The 21,099-nt window shown below is 46.2% G+C and carries 15 protein-coding genes; 11 read left to right on the top strand and 4 right to left on the bottom strand.

Annotated features, from left to right (window positions below):
- Nucleotides 1-143: 143 nt before the first annotated feature.
- The 4 genes from SGRA_RS23830 (at nucleotide 144) to SGRA_RS12510 (ending at nucleotide 3,823) form a co-directional block, all read left to right on the top strand.
- Nucleotides 144-506 carry a hypothetical protein gene (locus tag SGRA_RS23830; RefSeq protein WP_015693087.1) on the top strand — a complete coding sequence of 121 codons (363 nt, stop codon included), beginning with the start codon at nucleotides 144-146 and terminating at the stop codon, nucleotides 504-506.
- Nucleotides 507-592: 86 nt separating this feature from the next.
- The gene (locus tag SGRA_RS12520; protein ID WP_041329922.1) at nucleotides 593-805 is read left to right on the top strand and encodes a hypothetical protein; all 213 of its coding nucleotides are present in this window, start codon (nucleotides 593-595) and stop codon (nucleotides 803-805) included.
- Nucleotides 806-1,004: 199 nt separating this feature from the next.
- The gene (locus SGRA_RS12515) at nucleotides 1,005-2,063 is read left to right on the top strand and encodes a 3-oxoacyl-ACP synthase III family protein (protein WP_015693085.1); all 1,059 of its coding nucleotides are present in this window, start codon (nucleotides 1,005-1,007) and stop codon (nucleotides 2,061-2,063) included.
- 155 nt (nucleotides 2,064-2,218) lie between these two features.
- Nucleotides 2,219-3,823: a S8 family peptidase gene (locus SGRA_RS12510; protein WP_015693084.1), complete on the top strand. Its 1,605-nt coding sequence runs from the start codon at nucleotides 2,219-2,221 to the stop codon at nucleotides 3,821-3,823.
- A 356-nt stretch (nucleotides 3,824-4,179) separates the two neighbouring features.
- Here the strand turns inward: SGRA_RS12510 and SGRA_RS12505 are convergent, their stop codons facing one another.
- Nucleotides 4,180-5,475: a serine/threonine protein kinase gene (locus tag SGRA_RS12505; RefSeq protein WP_245538554.1), complete on the bottom strand. Its 1,296-nt coding sequence runs from the start codon at nucleotides 5,473-5,475 to the stop codon at nucleotides 4,180-4,182.
- A 217-nt stretch (nucleotides 5,476-5,692) separates the two neighbouring features.
- Between SGRA_RS12505 and proS the strand changes: the two genes are divergently transcribed.
- Entirely contained in the window at nucleotides 5,693-7,174 is a 1,482-nt protein-coding gene (gene proS, locus SGRA_RS12500) for a proline--tRNA ligase (RefSeq protein ID WP_015693082.1), read from the top strand.
- 224 nt (nucleotides 7,175-7,398) lie between these two features.
- Here the strand turns inward: proS and SGRA_RS12490 are convergent, their stop codons facing one another.
- Nucleotides 7,399-7,833, bottom strand: coding sequence for a hypothetical protein (locus tag SGRA_RS12490; RefSeq protein WP_015693080.1), 435 nt, complete (start codon nucleotides 7,831-7,833; stop codon nucleotides 7,399-7,401).
- Nucleotides 7,834-8,263: 430 nt separating this feature from the next.
- On the opposite strand from SGRA_RS12490, the gene SGRA_RS12485 reads away from it, so the two are divergent.
- The 4 genes from SGRA_RS12485 to SGRA_RS12465 all read left to right on the top strand — a co-directional run bounded on the left by SGRA_RS12485 (nucleotide 8,264) and on the right by SGRA_RS12465 (nucleotide 14,939).
- Nucleotides 8,264-9,175 carry a tellurite resistance TerB family protein gene (locus SGRA_RS12485; RefSeq protein ID WP_015693078.1) on the top strand — a complete coding sequence of 304 codons (912 nt, stop codon included), beginning with the start codon at nucleotides 8,264-8,266 and terminating at the stop codon, nucleotides 9,173-9,175.
- A 170-nt stretch (nucleotides 9,176-9,345) separates the two neighbouring features.
- Nucleotides 9,346-11,622, top strand: coding sequence for a TonB-dependent receptor (locus tag SGRA_RS12480; protein ID WP_015693077.1), 2,277 nt, complete (start codon nucleotides 9,346-9,348; stop codon nucleotides 11,620-11,622).
- Nucleotides 11,623-12,128: 506 nt separating this feature from the next.
- Entirely contained in the window at nucleotides 12,129-13,184 is a 1,056-nt protein-coding gene (locus SGRA_RS12470) for a right-handed parallel beta-helix repeat-containing protein (protein ID WP_015693075.1), read from the top strand.
- A 96-nt stretch (nucleotides 13,185-13,280) separates the two neighbouring features.
- Nucleotides 13,281-14,939 (top strand): T9SS type A sorting domain-containing protein, encoded by a 1,659-nt coding sequence (locus SGRA_RS12465; RefSeq protein WP_015693074.1) that lies wholly within the window; start codon nucleotides 13,281-13,283, stop codon nucleotides 14,937-14,939.
- A 225-nt stretch (nucleotides 14,940-15,164) separates the two neighbouring features.
- On the opposite strand, the gene SGRA_RS12460 is transcribed toward SGRA_RS12465, so the two are convergent.
- A complete protein-coding gene (locus SGRA_RS12460) occupies nucleotides 15,165-17,282 on the bottom strand; it encodes a Tex family protein (protein WP_041329921.1) in 2,118 nt (705 codons plus the stop codon).
- Between the two features lie 204 nt (nucleotides 17,283-17,486).
- Between SGRA_RS12460 and SGRA_RS12455 the strand changes: the two genes are divergently transcribed.
- A complete protein-coding gene (locus SGRA_RS12455; protein ID WP_015693072.1) occupies nucleotides 17,487-18,230 on the top strand; it encodes a sulfite exporter TauE/SafE family protein in 744 nt (247 codons plus the stop codon).
- A gap of 601 nt (nucleotides 18,231-18,831) precedes the next feature.
- A complete protein-coding gene (locus SGRA_RS12450) occupies nucleotides 18,832-20,028 on the top strand; it encodes an IS256 family transposase (RefSeq protein ID WP_015691783.1) in 1,197 nt (398 codons plus the stop codon).
- Between the two features lie 38 nt (nucleotides 20,029-20,066).
- Here SGRA_RS12450 and SGRA_RS24120 read toward each other — a convergent pair whose 3' ends face one another.
- Complete coding sequence (locus SGRA_RS24120) at nucleotides 20,067-20,825, bottom strand: hypothetical protein (RefSeq protein WP_015693071.1); 759 nt, start codon at nucleotides 20,823-20,825, stop codon at nucleotides 20,067-20,069.
- Between the last annotated feature and the right edge of the window lie 274 nt (nucleotides 20,826-21,099).

The following is a 21,099-nucleotide window of genomic DNA, read 5'->3' as shown; positions in this document are numbered from 1 at the left end:
TAAAATAAGGAGGAGTTACATAATCTAAAGCGCTGAATAGATTTATCAGCAGATAAAACAGATAAGCCGTTTTTTTTTCCTAATTTGTTTGGCAAACAAACTCAGGCAACTGCTGTTGCTTTTCACGAAAAAAACTAAAGGAAATGAAAAAATTAGTATCGCGCCGTTCTAAGGAAGAGAGAGCCAAATTTTTTAAGCGAGGATTGACCAAAGTGCAATTTTCTACGGCCCAAATAGGCGGGCAGGAAGAAGAAAAACCGCTAGAAGAAGTTGCTGAAGTGGAAGCCCCTCAGGAAGAGGCGGTGGTAGAGGAAACTGTGGTGGTGGAAGAGGAAGTTGTTGAAATGGCGGCGGAAGAAGAGGATTTTGACTGGGATGATGATGACGACGACGATGATGATGATGATGATGACGATGATGATGATGATGATGATGATGATGACGATGATGACGATGACGATGATGATGACGACTTTGATTGGGATGATGATGAGGAGGAAGATTAAGGAAATCTAAAAAGCCGACTTTTCGCTAAAAAATGCTTAGTTTTGCGTTAGTTTATAAGGACATCATTTATAAAAACATAGCGCTTATGATGAGCAATTTATTGACCATAGCCGTAGCATTTGGGGCACTTATTCTTGCTTTTCTCCTCATTAACATCCGCAAAATTTTTGTGGGAGAGGATTTTCGGGGGACATGTGCACAGAACAACCCTTTATTGAAGAATCAGATTGGGGAATGCACGGTATGTGGCCGCAAGCCGGAGGAGGAATGTCAGCTTCCGGAAGTAGAAGAGACATAAGTCTTTTTGCATGTTATAAAAAGCGATTTAGCGATTGGGCTAAATCGCTTTTTTTGTGTTGGGGCAAAAAACTATTGGCTTCATCTGGCTGATCTTAAACTATATATGAAATTAGCGTTTAATTTATCTTAGCAAAAAGGAGAAAAAACTTATTTTTGCCGCCCAGAGCTTTTCAAAATTCTACAAAAAAAGAAAAACTATGACGCAAGTACGCAGTAAAATAGCTGGAATTGGGCATTATGTCCCCAAGAATGTAATCAGCAACAATGACCTGACAGAGGTGATGGAGACCAGTGATGAGTGGATTCAGGAGCGCACTGGAATTAAGGAGCGCCGTTATGTAGATCGTTATAAGGAGAACACCACCACACAGGCGGTAAAGGCTGCAGAAATTGCGATTGAGCGGGCGGGGATCACCAAAGACGATATTGACTTTATTGTTTTTGCGACCTTGAGTCCGGATTATTACTTCCCTGGTTGTGGAGTATTATTACAGCGCGAATTGGGCATCAAGAGCCATATTGGCGCCTTAGACATTCGCAACCAATGCTCTGGTTTTGTGTATAGCTTATCGGTAGCCGATCAGTTTATCAAGACGGGCATGTATAAAAATATTTTGGTGGTCGGTTCTGAGACGCATTCTGCGGGCTTAGACTTTAGCACTAGAGGCCGTAATGTGACCGTTATTTTTGGCGATGGTGCGGGAGCTGTTGTTTTGCAACCCACTACCAAAGAAGGCCAAGGTATTTTGTCTACGCATTTGCATGCACAGGGAGAGCATGCCGAGCGTTTGGCTTATATCAATCCGGGTGCACATGGAGGAATTTTCACGGGAGATACCGAAGACTTTCATACCGACAGTGCTTGGGATTCTATGCTCATTACGCCGGAGATGGTAGAAGCTGGGCATATTTACCCCAATATGGACGGGCCCTTTGTCTTTAAGAATGCTGTAGTTCGTTTTCCTGAAGTAATCATGGAAGCCCTACAGGCCAACCAAAGAGGGGTTGAAGAAATTGATATGTTGATTCCGCATCAGGCGAATTTGCGTATTGCTCAGTTTGTACAAAAACGCATGGGCCTAAGCGATGATAAGGTCTACAACAACATTCAGAAATACGGGAACACCACTGCGGCTTCTATTCCAATTGCGCTTTGCGAAGCTTGGGAAGAAGGCAAGATCAAAGAAGGCGACTTGGTTTGTTTGGCCGCCTTTGGTAGTGGATTTACTTGGGCCTCTGCCTTGATTGAATGGTAAAGCCGCTTTGGCATTAGTATAAAGACCGCCCTAAACTGTCGGTTTAGGGCGGTCTTTTGTCGGATAAGCAAAAACTCAAGGAATAAATCAAGACAAAAAAGCGTATTCTTATTGATCGCAAGATATTATCTACCTTAAATTATAATTATATTCTAATGACTTGGAATTGGAAATCTAAAGTGGCAGGAATCGGCTTTTTGGCCCTTTCTCTTAGCCTACAGGCACAAGCCCCAGCAGAAAAAGCTCCCGAAAATTGGTTCAACTTGGACCTTACCGCAGATAAAGTACATGGAGTAAGCACCGAAAAAGCATACAAAGAGCTCCTTAAGGACAAAAAACCCAAGAAAAAAGTCTTGGTGGCCGTTATTGACTCTGGTGTAGATCCCGAACATGAGGACCTCAAGGATGTCATGTGGGTAAACCCTGATGAGATTGCTGGCAATGGTATCGATGATGACAAAAACGGCTATGTGGATGATATCCATGGCTGGAACTTCATTGGTGGAGCCGATGGCAAAAATGTCAATTATGAGAACTTGGAACTCACTCGCCTCTATCGCGAGCTCAAAGCCAAGAAAAAACTCAACAAAAAGGAAAAGGCTTTCTTTGAGAAAATTAAAGAAGAGTACGAAACTCGCCGTAAAGAGATGAAGCAACGCAAATCTCAATATAGCATGATCCTCGACGCTTTCAAGTTGGTGGAAAAAGAACTAGGTACCGATGACTTTACAGCTGAAGACCTAGAGAAAATCCCCGAAGATGCTAGCGATGACCTCAAGCAAGCCGCAGCCATGATGGCTCCCTCTTTGGCTCAAGTGCCTAGCAAAGTCATGAAAGAGCAGCTAGAAGGCGCCGTGAACTACTTCAGCATGAATGTAGATTATTTCCTCAATGAGGATTTTGACCCCCGCCCCACCGTTGGCGATAACTACAAAAAACAATCGGAACGCCGCTACGGAAACAATGATGTTTATGGCCCCGATGCCGAACACGGTACCCATGTTGCCGGTATCATTGCCGCCGTTCGTACAAATGACCTTGGTATGATGGGCGTTGCCGACAATGTAGAAATTATGTCGATCCGCACCGTTCCTAACGGAGATGAGCGCGATAAAGATGTGGCCAATGCTATCCGCTATGCCGTAGACAATGGCGCCGATATTATCAATATGAGCTTCGGTAAAGCTTATTCTTACAACAAGAAAATTGTTGATAAAGCCGTAAAATATGCCGCCAAAAAAGGCGTTTTGTTGGTGCATGCCGCTGGTAACGACAACAAAAACACGGATGTAGAGTATAACTTCCCTACTCCTTTCTACCAAAAAGGAAAAGATCCTTACAAACGCGGCCCCAAAGAAGCCGATAACTGGATCGAAGTAGGGGCCCTTTCTTGGAAAGGCGCCGCCGAAGCTCCAGCCGTTTTCTCTAACTATGGCGCTAGCACAGTAGACATTTTTGCCCCCGGCGTAGATATCTACTCTACTGTTCCCGAAGGAGAATACGAGGCCCTCAGTGGTACTAGTATGGCCGCTCCCGTTGTGGCCGGTGTTGCCGCTTTGGTAAAAGCTTACTATCCCGAACTTTCTGGCCAAGAGCTCAAAGAATGCCTAGAAAAATCTGTTGTGCCTATCAATTATGAGGTGAACAAACCAGGTACTTCTGAACTCGTTAAGTTTACAGACCTTTGTAAAAAAGGCGGTGTAGTCAACGCTTATAAAGCACTAGAACTCGCCGAAAAAATGGTTAAGGAGAAGAAATAAACGACTTCTAAGCTAAATAATCAAGCCCTTCTGCTGCTCAGTAGAAGGGCTTTTTTTATTGTATTTTGGGGCCTCCGCCTCCCTTCGGTCGTCGGCGCTACGTTTACTCCCTTTGGTCGTCGAACTGGCGCCTCTTCGAGGCTGGTTGTCAGGGCTCGCTCTCTGCTCGGCCGTTATTCCCTTCGGTCATCGAACTGCGGCTTTCAGCCTTGTTGTCGCCAGCTTTGCTGCCTCGGTCTGGCCTTCGCCCCCCCTTCCACATCGCTAGGCCAAAGCTCGCTGCGCTCGCTTTCTAGACGCAAAAAAGCCAGCTCCCCAAAAGGGAGCTGGCTTTTCTACACGCTTAATTGGACCCACTAACGTCCTCTGCTCTTTCCAGAAGATTTAGATTTAGAAGACGAACGAGAAGAACTATTGCTTCGGCTACTGCTTCTTCCCGATGAACGAGAAGGAGAAGAAGAGCGAGAAGAATTGTTGAAGGAACGACTTCGGTTGTTGTTCTGGCTGCGGTTATTCATGCTGCCATTATTTCTCGTCGAGTTGTTACTGCGGTTATTATAACTACGGTTGTTGCGACTGCGTCCGTTGTTAATATTTCCATTATTGCGGCTGCTGTTGTTGCGGTTGCTATTATAACTATTGTTATTCTCCGAACCACGACTGCGACCTGCGTTTAAGTCGCCATTGTTGCTGCTGCTGTTATTGCGGTTGCTATTATAACTATTGTTATTCTCTGTCCCACGGCTACGGCCTGCATTTAAGTCGCCATTATTACTGCTGCTGTTATTGCGACCACTATTATAACTATTGTTATTCTCTGTCCCACGGCTGCGACCTGCATTTAAGTCGCCATTGTTGCTGCTGCTGTTATTGCGGCCACTATTATAACTATTGTTATTTTCTGTCCCACGGCTACGGCCTGCATTTAGGTTGCCGCTATTTCCACTAGCGTGCAAGGCAGAAGGATTTAGCTGCCGCTGATGCGTATCATAGCCATTTACGCCACGGCTGCGGCTTCTCTGAATATTTGGATCGCTTCCTCGGCTGTAACGAGTCGTTACATAATTGGCTGCATTGGGGGCAGAACTTTCATAATACCAATTGTTTCCACCACCACCATTATAGTAGCCATTCCAATAGCCCTGATTATAAGCTCTTCTGTAGGGATTATAACCCCAGCCCCAATTGTTGTAAGGGTTGTGTCCCCAACGATTGTAAGGATTATACCAAGGATCATAAGGATTGTAGTAAGAATTGTAGCCCCAACCATAACTGTAGTTCCAGCCCCAACGTCTCCAACGACGGGGACGATAGCTATTATAGCAATAGATATTCATCCCTGGCTGATAAGGGTTGTACCAATAACTATCTACATAGTAGTTGCTATAATAATTAAAGCCCCGAGCAGGACGATGAAAGCGGCGAATACGAGCCGCATAAGCATTATCGTAACGAGCATCTACATACTCTTGCTCTGGACGATCATAGCTATTTTGATCATAATTACTAGGCGGCTGCTGATAATTCTGCTGCTGAGCCGCAGTTTCTTCCTCGCCATCAAAGTAAATATCATCGTATTGGCCCCAAGCCTGAGGCCCCAATAGAAAGATGGCAAAGAAAGCCAAGAAAATAGGGAGTGCGTGATTTTTCATAGATATTTCGGTATTTTCAACTGTACTTTTAGTCCTTTTTTTAACTTTGTGGGCCTTTTGGCCGCCTAATGAATATACAGCTTTTTTAAAGCTTAAGTTTTGAAAAGCAGCCGCTTGCCTAAACTTTAACGTTCTGGCCGCCAAAAGCTCCATTAATTTAAGCTTTTATCGTTCAGGTCCACTTCATTAATGGACCAAAAAATATACCAATATACCAATGGCAAAGGAGATTACCGCCCAACAAGAAGACTACTCTCAGTGGTACTTAGACATTGTTAAAAAGGCCAATCTAGCCGCCAACTCTAAGGTGCGCGGCTGTATGGTTATTAAGCCTTATGGCTATGCTGTTTGGGAAAAGATGCGCGACGATTTGGACCGCAGATTTAAAGAAACAGGCCACCAAAATGCCTATTTCCCACTCCTCATCCCCAAAAGCTTTTTGTCTAAAGAAGCCGAACATGTAGAGGGCTTTGCCAAAGAATGCGCCGTGGTCACTCACCACCGCCTCATGAATGATCCCGATGGCCAAGGCGTTGTCGTTGACCCCGATGCCAAACTAGAAGAGGAGCTCATTATCCGCCCCACTTCCGAAACCATTATCTGGGATACTTACCGCGACTGGATTTCTTCTTATCGCGATCTTCCCCTACTCATTAATCAATGGGCCAATGTGATGCGCTGGGAAATGCGGACCCGCTTTTTCCTCCGTACCGCAGAGTTCCTCTGGCAAGAGGGCCATACCGCCCACGCTAGCCAAGAGGAAGCCGTAGCCGAAGCCCGCCAAATGCTAGAGGTTTACGCCAGTTTTGCCGAGGAAATTCTCGCTATGCCTGTCTATAAAGGCGAAAAAACAGCCTACGAACGCTTTGCCGGCGCCGAAGATACCTATACTATCGAGGCCCTTATGCAAGATGGTAAGGCCCTACAAGCCGGTACTTCTCACTTCTTAGGACAAAATTTTGCCAAGGCCTTTGATGTGAAATACCTCAACGAAAAGAATAAGGAAGAATACGTTTGGGCCACCTCTTGGGGGGTGTCTACCCGCCTAATGGGTGCCCTCATTATGACGCATTCCGATGATGAAGGCCTGGTCCTTCCTCCCCGCATCGCCCCCACTCAGGTGGTCATCATTCCCATTCCCAAACCCAATGAGGAAATTGATGCCGTGGTGGCCAAAATTATGGAGGAACTCAAGGCGCTTGGCATTAGCGTGAAGTATGATAACGACCGCAAACGCCGCCCCGGCTTCAAGTTTGCCGAACATGAGATGCACGGTATCCCCGTCCGCCTCGCTCTCGGTAAACGCGACCTCGCCAATGGCCAAATTGAAGTGGCCCGCCGCGATACCAAAGAAAAAATGAGCTACCCCCTAGAAGGCCTAGCCGAAAATATCAAAAACCTTCTCGAGGAGATTCAAAGCAACCTTTTCAATCAGGCCAAAGCCCGCCTAGACCAAGGAACACATATCGTGAACAACTGGGAGGAGTTTGTCGATGTAATCGAAAATAAAGGCGGTTTTGCCTATGCCTATTGGGATGGGACCACCGAAACCGAGCTCAAAATTAAGGAACTCACTGGCGCCACTAGCCGCTGTATTCCACTAGAAACTCCCACTGGCGCCGAGGAAGTTGCCGAGCCCAAATGTGTGCTCACTGGCGCGCCCGCCAAAGCTAGAGTGCTTTTTGCCAAAGCTTATTAGAAGAAGGTTTTGGGGCTGCCCCGCCCTGCGGGCGGGTCGGGCTGTCCGCAGCTCGCTGCTCGCTCGGCCCTGCAGGCTTTTTCGCTTCGCTTCAAAAGCCTTGGGTCTGCCGCCTGCGGCGGCCCTGCTCTCATCCCTCAGCCTGCGGCGGCTAAAGCCGCCTGTAGGACGCCCATGGACCAGAAAAGTCCAGTTGCTTTTTGCAACTGGACTTTTTTTTGGCCCTAATCCCAGCCAAAATAATTCCGAATAGCCCAAAATAAGAAAAGACAGCCCACTACCGCCTGCAAAACCGCCAAAGCCAAAAAACTAAGGGTCAAGCCCGCAGAAAGGCCAGTAAGTAGCCAAGTTGGGTCATTTAAAATGGCTGCGCCTAAAATGAGCTGCCAGAAGCCATGCCAGCCCAACCAAAAGCGCATTGTTTTATCCCTATCGGCCAAGTAGCGGGTCCAAAAACTAAAGCCAATAGATAAGAGACCGCCAAAAAACCAATACCAAGGCGTCAAACTAATAGACAGAAATAGGCCCAACAAACTAAATACAAAGGCTAAAATGCCTGTAATAGTGCTGGGGTACTCTACAGGAGGCGCCGCCATGGCCCAAAGGCCCAAAGGCAGCAAGATAAAAAGCAAGGCCGTAGCCCAAGAACGCTGATTCATTTGATTAACCAATTAGGTGGAGAAAATAAAGGGAAGAAAGCCATAAAATAGAGCTTTTGGGGCAAAGCGCAAAGCCCTGGCTATCAAGCACCCAAGCCAATGGACCACAATAGCCAAGCAATAGCTTTTTAAACGGTCCGGAAGGCGCGAAGCGCCTTGGCTGAGGGATGGATAGCAGTGGCCGAAGGCCAGACCCAGCCGCCGAAGGCGGCGCAGGGCCGAGCAGACCTGCGAGCTGCGGCACAGCCCGACCCAGCCGAAGGCTGGGGCAGCCCCCAAAAAACATCCTGCAGGCCTTAGAAAAGAAAAGGAGAAGAGTCTGGGCAAAATCTCAAGTTTTTTTATTAAACTTGTTGCGTACGAAACCTACATCCACATTTTTTACTGAACTAAAATTAGTTCGCCACCCAACTAAAAGTATTAAAAGCAGATGGAAATTACTTATGACTTAATCAAGCCGATTATCCTAGAAGAAAAGGCTGAAAATAGCACCATGGTTTGCAAATTCCAAGTAGAAGGCGAGGTCTTTGAAGGAAAAGGAACCATTCGTATTGACTCAAAAGACACCGGTAGCAAGGTAAAAAATATGGTCCGCCGTACCGTGATGAGCCGTATGCGCTCTTCTTTGATGCGTATGGTCCGTGGCGCTGTTGGTGGCGGTATGGCAGGTAACATTGCCTCTATGGCGGGTAACGAAGTAGTGCGTGCCAACACCTCTCACAATAGCTTTTCGGCTGCCGAGAAAAAGGCCGCTGTAGTAAAAGCCTTTGAGCGTGTGGCTTTCAATTTTTACTATGATGAGGACAGCAGAAGCTGGAAAATTGCTCGTCGTTTGTCAGAGTTTGAAAAGCGCCTAAAAGCAACGCCTCTATCTTCTGCCTACGACAAGAAAACCTTGGCCCGTATGCTTATTGAAATGGCCAAAGCCGATGGCCAAATTGCTGCCGAAGAAAAAGAATTCTTCCAGAGCTTTTTGGATGATGATACCGGTAGCTTTGCTCAGGTAATGCGTGAAGCCCCCCTATCTAGAGTAGAATTGGAAGAAGTATCTACGGAAGGTCGCGAAAATATTTTCATGATTACGGTAGCCGTAGCCCTTTCTGATAAGGACTTTGACCAATCGGAAAAAGATAAGCTTTACGAATATGCCGAAATGATGAGCTTTGAAGAGAAAAAGCGCGATGATCTCATCAAATTGGCCCAAGATTATACCATCGAAAATGCGATTCATGCCTCTGGCAATATGTCTCGCGAAGAAGTATATCAGTTTGCTGACCAAATTGGAATGGACCGCTCTGAGGCCGAACGTGCACAAATCCGCATGTCTAAGCGCCTAGGCTAAACCCATCATTTGGCCCAAAACAAAAAAGCCCGCTTTTCAAGCGGGCTTTTTTTATGCTTCTGCCTAATTTTTAGATTAATCTAAATTAATTTGTAGTGTAAACTATTTTAATTTAGCTTTGTATCAAAATATGAGAAACTTATTTTTAGGCTACACTAAAATAGATCATTATGTCAGCTGCAAAGCAGTACTTAGTTTTACTTCTATCCTTCTTCAGCCTAGCTATTTCGGCCCAGACGGCTAGTCTTCAAGGTTATTTATTGGACCAAAAAGGGCGGCCGATCCCCTTTGCGGGTATTGGTCTGCTTGAGCAGCAAAAAGGCTGCTCAACAGATGAATCGGGTTACTTTCAGCTTAGTGAATTAGCTGCGGGAAGCTTTGAGTTACAAATTCAAGCCATTGGTTATCAGTCCCAAAAGCTGATGATTCAGCTCAAGGAGAATGAAGTCCTTGAGCTAGACAGCATTTTTTTAAAAGAGGATATTTTGGGCCTAGAGGAAGTGGTGGTTTCGGGCCAACTCAAAGAAAATTTTGTCAAAAACTCTCCGGTAAAAATTCAAGTCTACAGAGCTGAGTATCTAGATAATACAGTGGCCCCAACTAATCTTATGCAAGCCCTAAAGCTCATCAATGGCGTACAAGAGGTGGTTGCTTGTGGGGTATGCTTTACCAATTCGATTAGTATCAATGGATTGCCTGGCCCTTATGCTGCCGTCCTCATAGATGGTACTCCTGCCTATGGCAACTTAGCCTCGGTTTATGGGCTAAATGGCATTCCCAAAAATATGATTGACCGCATTGAGGTCATTAAGGGGCCCAACTCCACGCTTTATGGATCGGAGGCTATGGCTGGGGTCATTAACATTATTACCAAAGCGCCGAGCAAGCAGCCAAGGATTTCTTTGGACCTTATGGGGACCACCCATGCAGAAGCCTTTTCTAATTTGGCCTTCTCTCAAAAAATTGGCAAGCTCAATACTACTATTGGCCTCCAACATGCTTATCTCGATCGCTATGAAGATGCTAATCAGGATGGCTTTGGGGATAATATTGGCATGGATAGACTTTCAGTTTTCGGAAAATTCACTTTCGATCGCCCTAAAAATAAGAAGGCCAACCTCTTTGCTAAATACTACTATGAAGACCGCAGAAATGGCGTGGAGCAATACATGAAAGAGCGAGCCTATCGAGAAATTCGGGGCAGCGACTCTATTTATGGCGAGAGTATTTATACCCAACGCTTTGAGCTGATGGGCAGCTATGAACTTCCGACAACTGCCCCTATCCGACTCGATTATAGTTTTAGCCAGCACTATCAAGATAGCTATTATGGGGCAGATGGTTATTTTGCCGAGCAGCGCATTGCCTACCTCAATGCCCTTTATATGCCCAATTTGGGCCCCAAACATAGTTTAACAACTGGTTTGACGGCCCGATATCAATACTATGATGATAATACGGTGGCAACCAATGAAGCCGAAAAACAGTTTATCCCTGGAGTTTGGGGACAACATGAATGGAAACCCAATGGCGAAAAATTAACCCTCCTCTCTGGCCTACGACTAGATTATTATGAAGCCCATGGCCTTATCCCCTCTCCCCGAATTAGTGTAAAATATGAGCCTCAAGCCAATTGGAAAATTCGCCTGAATACAGGGACAGGCTTCCGTTTGGTGAACCTTTTTGCCGAAGATCACGCCTTTGTTACGGGCAACAGACAATTGGTCCTTGCCGAAAAACTAAACCCCGAACAGGCGGTCAGCGGTACACTTAACATCCAACGCATATTTAATTTGGGCCAAGGACAAGGAAGCATTGACCTAGACGCTTTTTATACTCATTTTACCAATGCGATTATCCCCAATTATGATCAAGCCAATACAATTATTTATGAAAACCTCGATGGCTATGCCCAAAGTCGTGGACTAGCCCTTAACTTTAATTATGGCCTCCCCTCTGGCCTCCAAATCAATTTGGGTGCGACTTACCAAAATGCCTTTGAATATCGTAGCAATGAACAAGGGGTTAAAGAACAGAATCCGCTAGAGTTTAGTCCCGTTTTTTCGAGCGTCCTTACGGTCAATTATGAATATAAGCCATGGAATTTACTCATGGCCTATACCGCTAATTTTACAGGCAAAATGCAATTACCCGAGGTCTATGATTTAGATGAAAATGGAGATCCTCTGGCAGAATCTAGAAGTACGAGTTCTACCCCTTTTAGCATCCATAATTTGCAAATCACCAAACAATTTCCCAAACAAAAACTAGACATTTATCTAGGCGCTCAAAATCTCTTTGATTATCGCCAAGCCATTTCGCCCCTCTCTGGCTTCAATGATCCCAATGTACAAGCTGGATTTGGCGATTATTTTGATACGGCCTACGCCTACAGCCCCCTACATGGCCGTGAGTTTTATCTGGGCCTTCGCTGGAATTTTCAATAATTGGATTTGGGGCCTCCTGCCTGCGGCAGGCGCTACGTTTCGCAGCTCGCTGTTCGCTCGGCCCTGCGCAAAAAACAAGTTTTTTGCTTGGTCTGCGGCTGCGCCGCACTGCTGCACATCGCTAGGCCAATTGCTCTTGGCCCTTTTTTAATGCCTAGGCAGTTTATCCCGCTAATCACCACCTAAAAGGTCCAAAGCTTTGACTTTGGACCTTTTTTTATGCTCAAGCCACCAAAGCAAAGAAATTGCCCTCGGCTGAGGGGCTGTAGCAGGGCCGCCGAAGGCGGCAGACCAAAGCGGCGCAGCCGCTGCAGGGCCGAGCAGACCTGCGAGCTGCGAAATGGCCCGACCCAAGGCCCAAAGGGCCGAAGGGGCAGCCCCAAAAAAAGAAAAACTAGCTTACAAGCAGTTGTTCCTGCGGTAAAAGGAATTTATTTTGCTATGATATTTCGAGCTAAGTTCTTTATCTTTAGGCTGTTTTGTCCAACCCTAATTAGCTAATACTTATGTGGAGCAAGATATTTTTATTATTTTTTTTACTGCCGCTCAGTTTGGGGGCCACCACCTATATAGAAGGGCCCATTTTGGAAGATACCGAATGGTTGCGGGCCAATAGCCCTTATATTATTACGCAAAACCTACTCATTGCCGAGGGGGCCTGTTTGCGGATTGAGGCGGGCGTAGAGCTGCAATTTGCGCATGAAACCCAAATTTTGGTCAAAGGTGGACTTTCGGCCATAGGCAGCAAACGCAAGCCGATTCGTTTTTTGGGGCATAATAATGCACCTTGGAACGGTTTGCGCTTCTATCATAATTGCCTGCATTATGAAGAGGGCCAAGTTCGGAGCACACAATTTGAATATTGTGAGTTTTTTGGCATTGGTGAAGCTCCCGCCCAGCTTTTGCGGACCGAAGGCTGTCATTTGAGCATTAGAAACTGCAAAATAGAAGACTGCTATACGGCCATTCAGTCGGAGCGGCAAGCAAAAATTCAGTTGATTGACTCGGAGATTAGAAACTGCGACCGGGCCCTGAATGTGCGCAACAGCAGCATGGCCAAAGTGATGGGCAATGAAATAGAAAACTGCAACTCGATTATGTTGGGGGGCAGCACTGATTTTGAGAACAACCAGCTCAAAAAGTTTACAAACTACGGACGACATTCGGGCCTAGTGGTTTGGATGCTAGGTGGCGGCCTAATTAACATCCGAAACAATGAATTTGAGCAATTTGAGGGAGTGGCCATCAAGTTGCAGAAAATGAGTCGGCGGTCTAGCCTGAATATTCGACAGAATCAATTTAAGGGCAATTCGACTAACCTCAAGCTTTCTTGCCAATATGCCAATAAAGGCAAGACTTTGGTAGAAGAAAATAACTTTATGGACTGCAAGCGCTATCAATTGGCCCTTTTTTCGCCTTGTTCGGATGAGCCTGCGCCCATTGTCATTGGGCCCAACTATTGGGGGAAATCAGATGAAAATGCCTTTTTGGACCAAGAACAGGATCTAAATATATCGGCAAAATTACAGGTTGCTGCAGGTCCAAAGAAGCCTTATCGCTAATTTTTACGTATTATTATAGGCTAAACCCAGCAGAGACAAAACAAAAAATTAAACTAGCTCGTTTGCAGAAAACGACTTCAACTAAAATATAAATTCATGACATTGAACAACTACAAAAAATGGCTGCTCAGTAGTAGCTTTCTATTACTTAGCCTAAGTAGCTGGGCACAGCACAATAATGAGCTCTACAATGATGGCGCCCTGATTAAGGTCCAAGCCGGAGCCGATGTTTATGTTATGGGAGATGTGCATCAGATGGGCGCAACCGCCCTGATGGACCATGACGGCTACCTAGAAGTACAGGGAAATATGTACTCCGATAACCTCTTTCAGCAAAGAGGAACGGGAACAACCAAACTCATCAATGATGATGTCAATGCTGGACAAACGCAGTTCATTAGCGGTAGTTATGCCGTTCGAGGTGGACAGGCCGCCACTGGCGTAGATGATGGCTCTTTTTATAACCTTCAATTGGCCAATGACCAAGGCGTGGTTTGGCTCAATGGAACGGGAAATGTAGCCGATGTACGCAATACCGTAGATTTTAACGGCCCCGGAGCCGCTACGGCCAACCGAATTATCACCGCAGATCCCTCTGCCCTACCCACTAATGGCGCTGCTTATCCCGCCGTTTTTGGCCTAATGAACCCCACAGCTGGCCTAGCCAATATGCTCGACAATACCGTAAATACCAACGGAAATATGTCGGCCTTTGATAATGGCTATGTACAAGGAAAACTCCGCCGAGCTATTTCTGCCGCTGGCGGAACCTATGGCTATGTCTTGGGCCTAGAACCCGCCGCAGCGGGCGCTCAAAGAGGTATGCAGTACATTCATCTCGATTTTTCTGGTGCCAATAATTATGATGTCATCACGGGCTACTTCCAAACTGGCCTAGACAATAGCTTTGGCAGCCAGCTAGAATGTAGCGGCTACCAAATTGATTACTGGGGCGGCCTAGATCATGGCCAATGGGTCTTTGATGATTTTACAGGCGCTGGCGCTGGCGATTATGCCGTAAGAGTTTGGCCACAAGATGATAACTTTCCCGCCAAAACCGTTTGGCTAGTGACTAAAGATAATGCCGTTGCCGGTACCGCCGACGATTGTGGCGGTAGCCCCGTCTCTCTAGAGCGCACGGGCTTCAATGGCTTCTCTCAGTTTGGGCTGGCCGCTGCCGACATCCTTTTGGCCCAAAATAAGCTGCTGGACCTAGAGGCTACGCCTATCGAAAATAACTACATTCAGCTAGATTGGAGCACCGAAGAAGAGGATGATCTCGCTCATTTTGAGGTAGAACGCAGCTTAGACAACAGCCAATTTAGCTTTTTAGATCAGGTTTATGCCCAAGGCAATAGCCAATTGATCCAAGACTATCAATTAGATGATTATGAGGTCTTGCCTAATGTCAATTATTACTACCGCCTTCGCCTAGTCAATAATGATGGCACTTTCAGCTATAGCCCCACGGTGGTCGCTCGCCTCTATGGCGAAACAGCAGAGGAAAATATTCGCATTTTCCCCAATCCCGCTAGCGGTAACGCCCAAATCGATATCTTGTCTAGCCAAGAGCGCGACCTACAAATCCGCGTTTTTGATGCTATCGGCCAATTGATTTATGAGCAAGATGCCCAAACTCAAGTCGGACATCAGTTGATTCAACTTCCCGCTCAAGATTGGCCCGCTGGCTTGTACCTCATCCAAGTCGCTGCTCCCGATTTCCAACAAACTAAAGAGCTGATCAAAACGCACTAAGCCTTTGGTGCAGCATAAAAAAATGCCATTCCTCTTCTCGGGGAATGGCATTTTTATTTTACCTATACCTATAATAACTAGGATTTGGGGCCCGCGGCCGGCTAGGCTTCGCCTAGGTCGGCCGCCGCTATGCTGCGCCGCTCGCAGGTCTGCTCGGCCCTGCAGCCGCCTGCGGCGGCTTGGGTCTGGCCCTGCGGGCCACGGCTGCGCAGCGCTGGGCCAAACCTACTCTATGATCGAGAGCTGGATCCTTTTGCGGCCTAGCTCCAAACCCACAATAGTCACTTCTAACTCTTGGCCCAATTTCACAAAGCGACCAGGATCATCTACTCTTTGATGGCTCATCTGAGACTTATGCAAAAGCCCGTTTTCCTTAATTCCAATATCCACAAAAGCCCCAAAGGCCGTAATATTAGTCACGATGCCCGGCAACTTCATCCCCTCTTTGAGGTCCTCTATCTGATGCACATCGGCAAACTGGAAAACTTGGCGGGGCGGACGAGGATCGCGGCCAGGTTTCTCCAGCTCTTTCATAATATCATGCAAAGAAGGTAGCCCAATTTCACCCTGTACATAATCTTTGAGCTGAATCTTTTTGCGCAAACTCTTATCCGCAATAAGGTCCGCAATGCTGGCATTGAGATCCTTGGCCATCTGCTCTACAATCGGATAGGCCTCTGGATGCACCCCCGTATTATCCAATGGATGAATCCCTTTCCGAATGCGCAAGAAGCCCGCTGCCTGCTCAAAGGCTTTTTCGCCCAAGCGCTTAACCGAGCGCAGTTCTTGCCGACTCTTAAAGGCCCCCTTCGAGCGGCGATAATCGACAATGTTGCGGGCCAAGGCAGGCCCCAAACCCGAAACATAGGTAAGTAGATATTCACTGGCGGTATTGAGGTCCACCCCTACCGCATTTACGCAGCTTTCGACTACCGCACCCAATTTATTTTGCAGCTGTTTTTGGTCCACATCATGCTGGTACTGCCCCACCCCAATAGATTTAGGATCAATTTTTACCAACTCGGCCAAGGGGTCCATCAAACGGCGCCCAATAGAAACCGCTCCACGAACCGTAATATCTTTATCGGGAAACTCCTGGCGAGCAATTTCAGAAGCCGAGTAAATAGAAGCCCCACTTTCATTGACCAAGAAAATGGCTGGGGGCGTTCCCTCAAAGGGAAGTTGGCGAATAAACTGCTCTGTTTCTCGGCCTGCCGTTCCATTCCCAATCGCAATCGCTTCTATCCGATGCTTTTCAATCAGGTCCAAAACCGTATCGGTAGCCTGAAACTTGCGGTTACGAGGTGGTGTGGGATAAATGACGGTATCTTCAAGTAGTTCACCAGTAGCCGACAAACAAACTAGCTTACAACCGGTGGCATAGCCAGGGTCAATGGCCATCATTCTTTTGTTGCCCAAGGGAGAGGCCAACAGCAATTGGCGGAGGTTATCGGCAAAAATCTGTATGGAGGCCAAATCGGCCTGCGCCTTGGCTTGCTTCACAAACTCATTGCTAATAGAGGGCTTCATCAGCCGTTTATAGGCATCTTCTATGGCCATATCCAGTTGTTCGGCCCAACGATCAGGGCAACTTCTGCGGATAAACTGCCCACAAAGATCATTGAGTACATAATCTTCATTGGGGGCCAATTGGACCTTGAGCAGGCCCTCTTTTTCGGCCCGCAAAACAGCCAATATCTGATGCGCTTGTAATTGCTTGAGCGGACGGTCCAGCTCGAAGTAGTTTTTATATTTTTGGGCCTCTTCTTCTTTGCCCGCTACCACTTCCGCCTTAAAGCGAGCCCGCTTCTGATAATGCTGGCGAACGGTGGCCCGAGCTCTTTCATCTTGGTTAATCCGCTCGGCAATAATATCTCTGGCCCCTTCTAGGGCATCCTCTTCATCCAAAACTTCCTCAGAGAGTAAGGGCTCTACAATGGCATCTAGATCAAAATCTTTTTGGGCCCAAAGCAGCTCCGACAAGGGCTCTAGACCAAACTCACGGGCCTTATCGGCTCTGGTTTTTCGCTTTTTCTTATAGGGCAAATAAAGATCTTCGAGCAGATGCAGCTCAAAGCAGTTCTTAATTTTCTTGGCCAGCTCATCGCTTAGCTTGCCTTGCTCCTCAATTTTTTCTAGGATAAAAGCCTGCCGCTTTTCTATTTCCTGTTGTTTTTCCCATTCGTCTTTAATCGCCATGAGGTCTACCTCATTCAGGCCCCCACTGGCCTCTTTTCGATAACGAGCAATAAAGGGGATAGTGGCCCCAGATTCAAAGAGCTCAATGACTCTAGATACAGCCTGAGCATGAATATTTAGCAGTTTCGCAATACGTTCGATCATAAAAGTAGCGCTTTGAGTTAAGGGGCATAAGATAATGGCTTTTTGGGGAGCTTGCAAACGCCTTTTGTTTGGCGGGCCAGAAAAGCGTACTTTTGCCCCATATTTTCTGATTTGAGCTTTGCTAAGACGGTTATTCTGCTCTCCTTGCTCCCCTCCTTTTGGCCCAAGAATGCAGTCTGGCTGAAGTTCAGTAAACAAGCAATTATGTTAATTTTTATTGGGGTCATGGCTGTTATTTTTCTTGCTTCTTTGGTCAAATCTACTTTTGGTTTTGGCGAGGGGATGGTCAATATGTCTTTGCTGACCTTATTATTGGGCTTAGATCAGGCGGTACCCTTGGTGGCCATTTTGGCCTTGGGCGGCAGCGCCTATATTCTCCTTCAAGATTTTAAGCAGGTCGACTGGAAAGAGCTTTGGCCCTTCTTAATTGGGGCCTTGTTGGCCGCCCCCATCGGCCTTTCTATGGGCGAGTATTTGCCCGCCTTTTGGATGCGCAAATTGCTGGGCCTCCTCATTATGGCCTTTGCCGTCTTCAAACTATATCAGAGCTATCAAATTGCCGAAGATTTGGGCGAGCCCAAAGGGCCCGAAGGCCGAAAATGGGGCTACCTCTTTGGCCTTTTGGGCGGACTGTTTGGGGGCGCCTATAATGTGGCTGGCCCCGCCGGAGTGCTCTACGGCAACTTCAGAGCATGGCCACCCGCCATTTTCCGCGTAACTATGCAAGGCTATTTTATGCTTTTGGGCATAGCCGTCGTTTCGGGCCACGCCTATATGGGCCGCTACTCTCCTGAGATCCTAAAAATGGCTGCTTTTGCTTTAATTCCAATTGCGCTAGGCGTATTCCTCGGCCGCTTTTTTAACCAAAAATTATCCAATCCCGCCCTCTTCAATAAATTGGTTTATGGCCTGCTCATTATCCTCGGACTCATTCTGATTTTTAAATAGTTTTTTGGGGCCTCCGCCTCCCTTCGGTCGTCGGCGCTACGTTGCGCAGCTCGCTATTCGCTCGGCCCTGCGGCGGCTTTGCCGCCTTGGTCTGCGGCTGCGCCGCACTGCTGCACATCGGTTACTCCCGTTGGTCGTCGAACTGCGCCCTAAAGGGCTTGTTGTGGCCGTTTGGCCTTCGGCCATAGGGCGGCTTATTTATGCTATTGGATCGAGCCAGTTTAAAATTTTGTGTTTCTCCTTTTTGCTGCCTAGGGACAAGCCCCTAGGCTAGCTTTTTTAGACAGCCCTCTAAAGAGGGCCTTTGGATAAGCTACTTCTTTGCGATAACAACTGAACAAGGCCTTGTATATCAATAGTTGAGGCCCTCGCAGAGGGCTGACTCCATTGGATTAGCCTAGGGGCTTGTCCCTAGGCGATGATTGGCCAAATCCTAACAAGCTAAAGGCCCAATTTTATTCTGATACACAAAATCCTGAACAGTCCCTTTTATTCTGATACACAAAATCGAGACTGTTTAAAATTTTGTGTATGGGCTAAAAAAGGGGTAAAGATTAGGAGGTTTAATATCAATTTAATTACTTAGAAAAAAAGTACCGCTATGGACAAGAAACAAGAAGAGTTATTAAACCGCCTACTAGGAGATGTGAAGAACATTGAGGAGCTAGACAAGCTAACAGATGACCTCAAAAAACGAGGAATTCAAAGTTTGTTAGAAGGAGAAATGTCAGCGCATTTAGGGTATGCTCGTGGCGAAGAAGTCCAAGGAGAAAATCGCAGAAATGGCCATTCTTCAAAGAAGATCAAGACGGAAAGTGGCAAATTACAAATAGAAATACCAAGAGATCGAGAGGGTAAATTTGACCCTGTAACAGTCCCCAAACACAAATCGATGACGGCTAAGCTGGAGAGTGTGATTACACTATTGTATGCTAAAGGTATGAGCCTGTCTGATATAGTAGAGTATATGGATGAAATTTATGGTCAGCAGTACTCTAAGAGTCAAATTACAACCATTACTAATAGCCTCTTAGATAGTATTCGAGAGTGGCAAAATCGGGTTCTTGATGAGAAGTATGCGATTCTTTGGATTGATGGGATTCACTATAAAATTAGAGAGGATGGGCAGATTAAAAGCAAGGTTTGCATGATTGTACTTGGGGTTAATTTAGCAGGCTATCAAGACATTATTGGCATGTATCTCTTTGAAAAAGAGACTGCTGCAAATTGGGCCACAACTTTGAATGACATTAAAACAAGAGGGGTAAAGGATGTTTTATTTATCTGCTCAGACAATCTAGCTGGCTTGGACCAAAGCGTTGAGGCCGTCTTTCCTCAGGCAGCTCATCAAATTTGTGTGGTCCATCAAATTCGCAATTCTATGAAGGTTGTTGAAGCCTCTAATAGAAGAAAAGTGGCCAAAGATATTAAGCTCATTTATACAGCTCCTAATGAAGCTGAGGCCAGAAATCGGCTTCAAGATTTTGAAGAAAAATGGGGTGATCGCTATCCTTACATCATTAAATCTTGGGAGAAAAACTGGGACAATCTCACTGTCTTTTTATACTATCCTCAAGAAATCAGAAAGCTTATTTATACCACAAATATTATTGAAGGCTTTAATGCTGGCCTGAGAAAATATACCAATAACAAACGCTCATTTCCAAATGATGCTGCGGCCATAAAATCTATCTATTTAGCCGCTATGCAAATTCAAAAACGATGGAAGGTCAAACGAGCTGGTTGGACCAAAGTTTTCAGCCAGCTTTGTGTCTGTTTCCCTGACCGGGTCATCTAAATTTTACCACTCGCCTCCTAGTCTCTATTGACCAAATTTTATTCTGATACACAAAATCCTGAACAGTCCCACAAAATCCTGAACAGTCCTGAACAGTCCCTCTGAACAGTCCCGAAAAGTCTCACACAAAATCTTAAACAGCCCCTCCCCTGCTTTACAATTGCCATTTCACAAATTGCGAATAGCATCCCCCGCTTTACAATTGCCGTTTCACAAATTGCGAATAGCATCCCCCGCTTTACAATTGCCGTTTCACAAATTGCGAATAGCATCCCCCGCTTTACAATTGCCATTTCACAAATTGCGAATAGCATCCCCCGCTTTACAATTGCCATTTCACAAATTGCGAATAGCATCCCCCGCTTTACAATTGCCGTTTCACAAATTTCGAATAGCATCCCCCGCTTTACAATTGCCATTTCACAAATTTCGAATAGCATCCCCTGCTTTACAATTGCCATTTCACAAATTGCAAATAGCATCCCCCGCTTTACAATTGCCATTTCACAAATTGCAAATAGCATCCCCCGCTTTACAATTGCCATTTCACAAATTGCAAATAGCATCCCCCGCTTTACAATTGCCATTTCACAAATTGCAAATAGCATCCCCCGCTTTACAATTGCCATTTCACAAATTGCGAATAGCATCCCCCGCTTTACAATTGCCGTTTCACAAATTGCGAAGGGCATCTCCCGCTTTACAATTGCCATTTCACAAATTGCGAATAGCATCCCCCGCTTTACAATTGCCATTTCACAAATTGCAAATAGCATCCCCCGCTTTACAATTGCCATTTCACAAATTGCGAAGGGCTTAGCCCAAATGAAATGCCCTATTCTGCAGCTGCAGAATAGGGCATAAAGGTTTTGATGAGCTGTTTGGCCTTGGGCCATAGCGGCATTGCCGCTAGCTGCAGCCTAAAGGCCGTAGATCCTAGAGCTGTAGGTTGAAACCTACAGCCAATTAACGAATGCATTTTAATATAAAATGGAGGGTTTCAACCCTCCATAAATAAACATCTTCTGGGCGGTTTAAATCATAAAAACGGCTGTTAAAAGCTGTGGAGAT

Origin of the sequence: Saprospira grandis str. Lewin (assembly GCF_000250635.1) — a bacterium.
Lineage (GTDB): Bacteria > Bacteroidota > Bacteroidia > Chitinophagales > Saprospiraceae > Saprospira > Saprospira grandis.
Note: the sequence above shows the minus strand (reverse complement) of the source record. Positions and strands in the feature narration are given on the sequence as shown.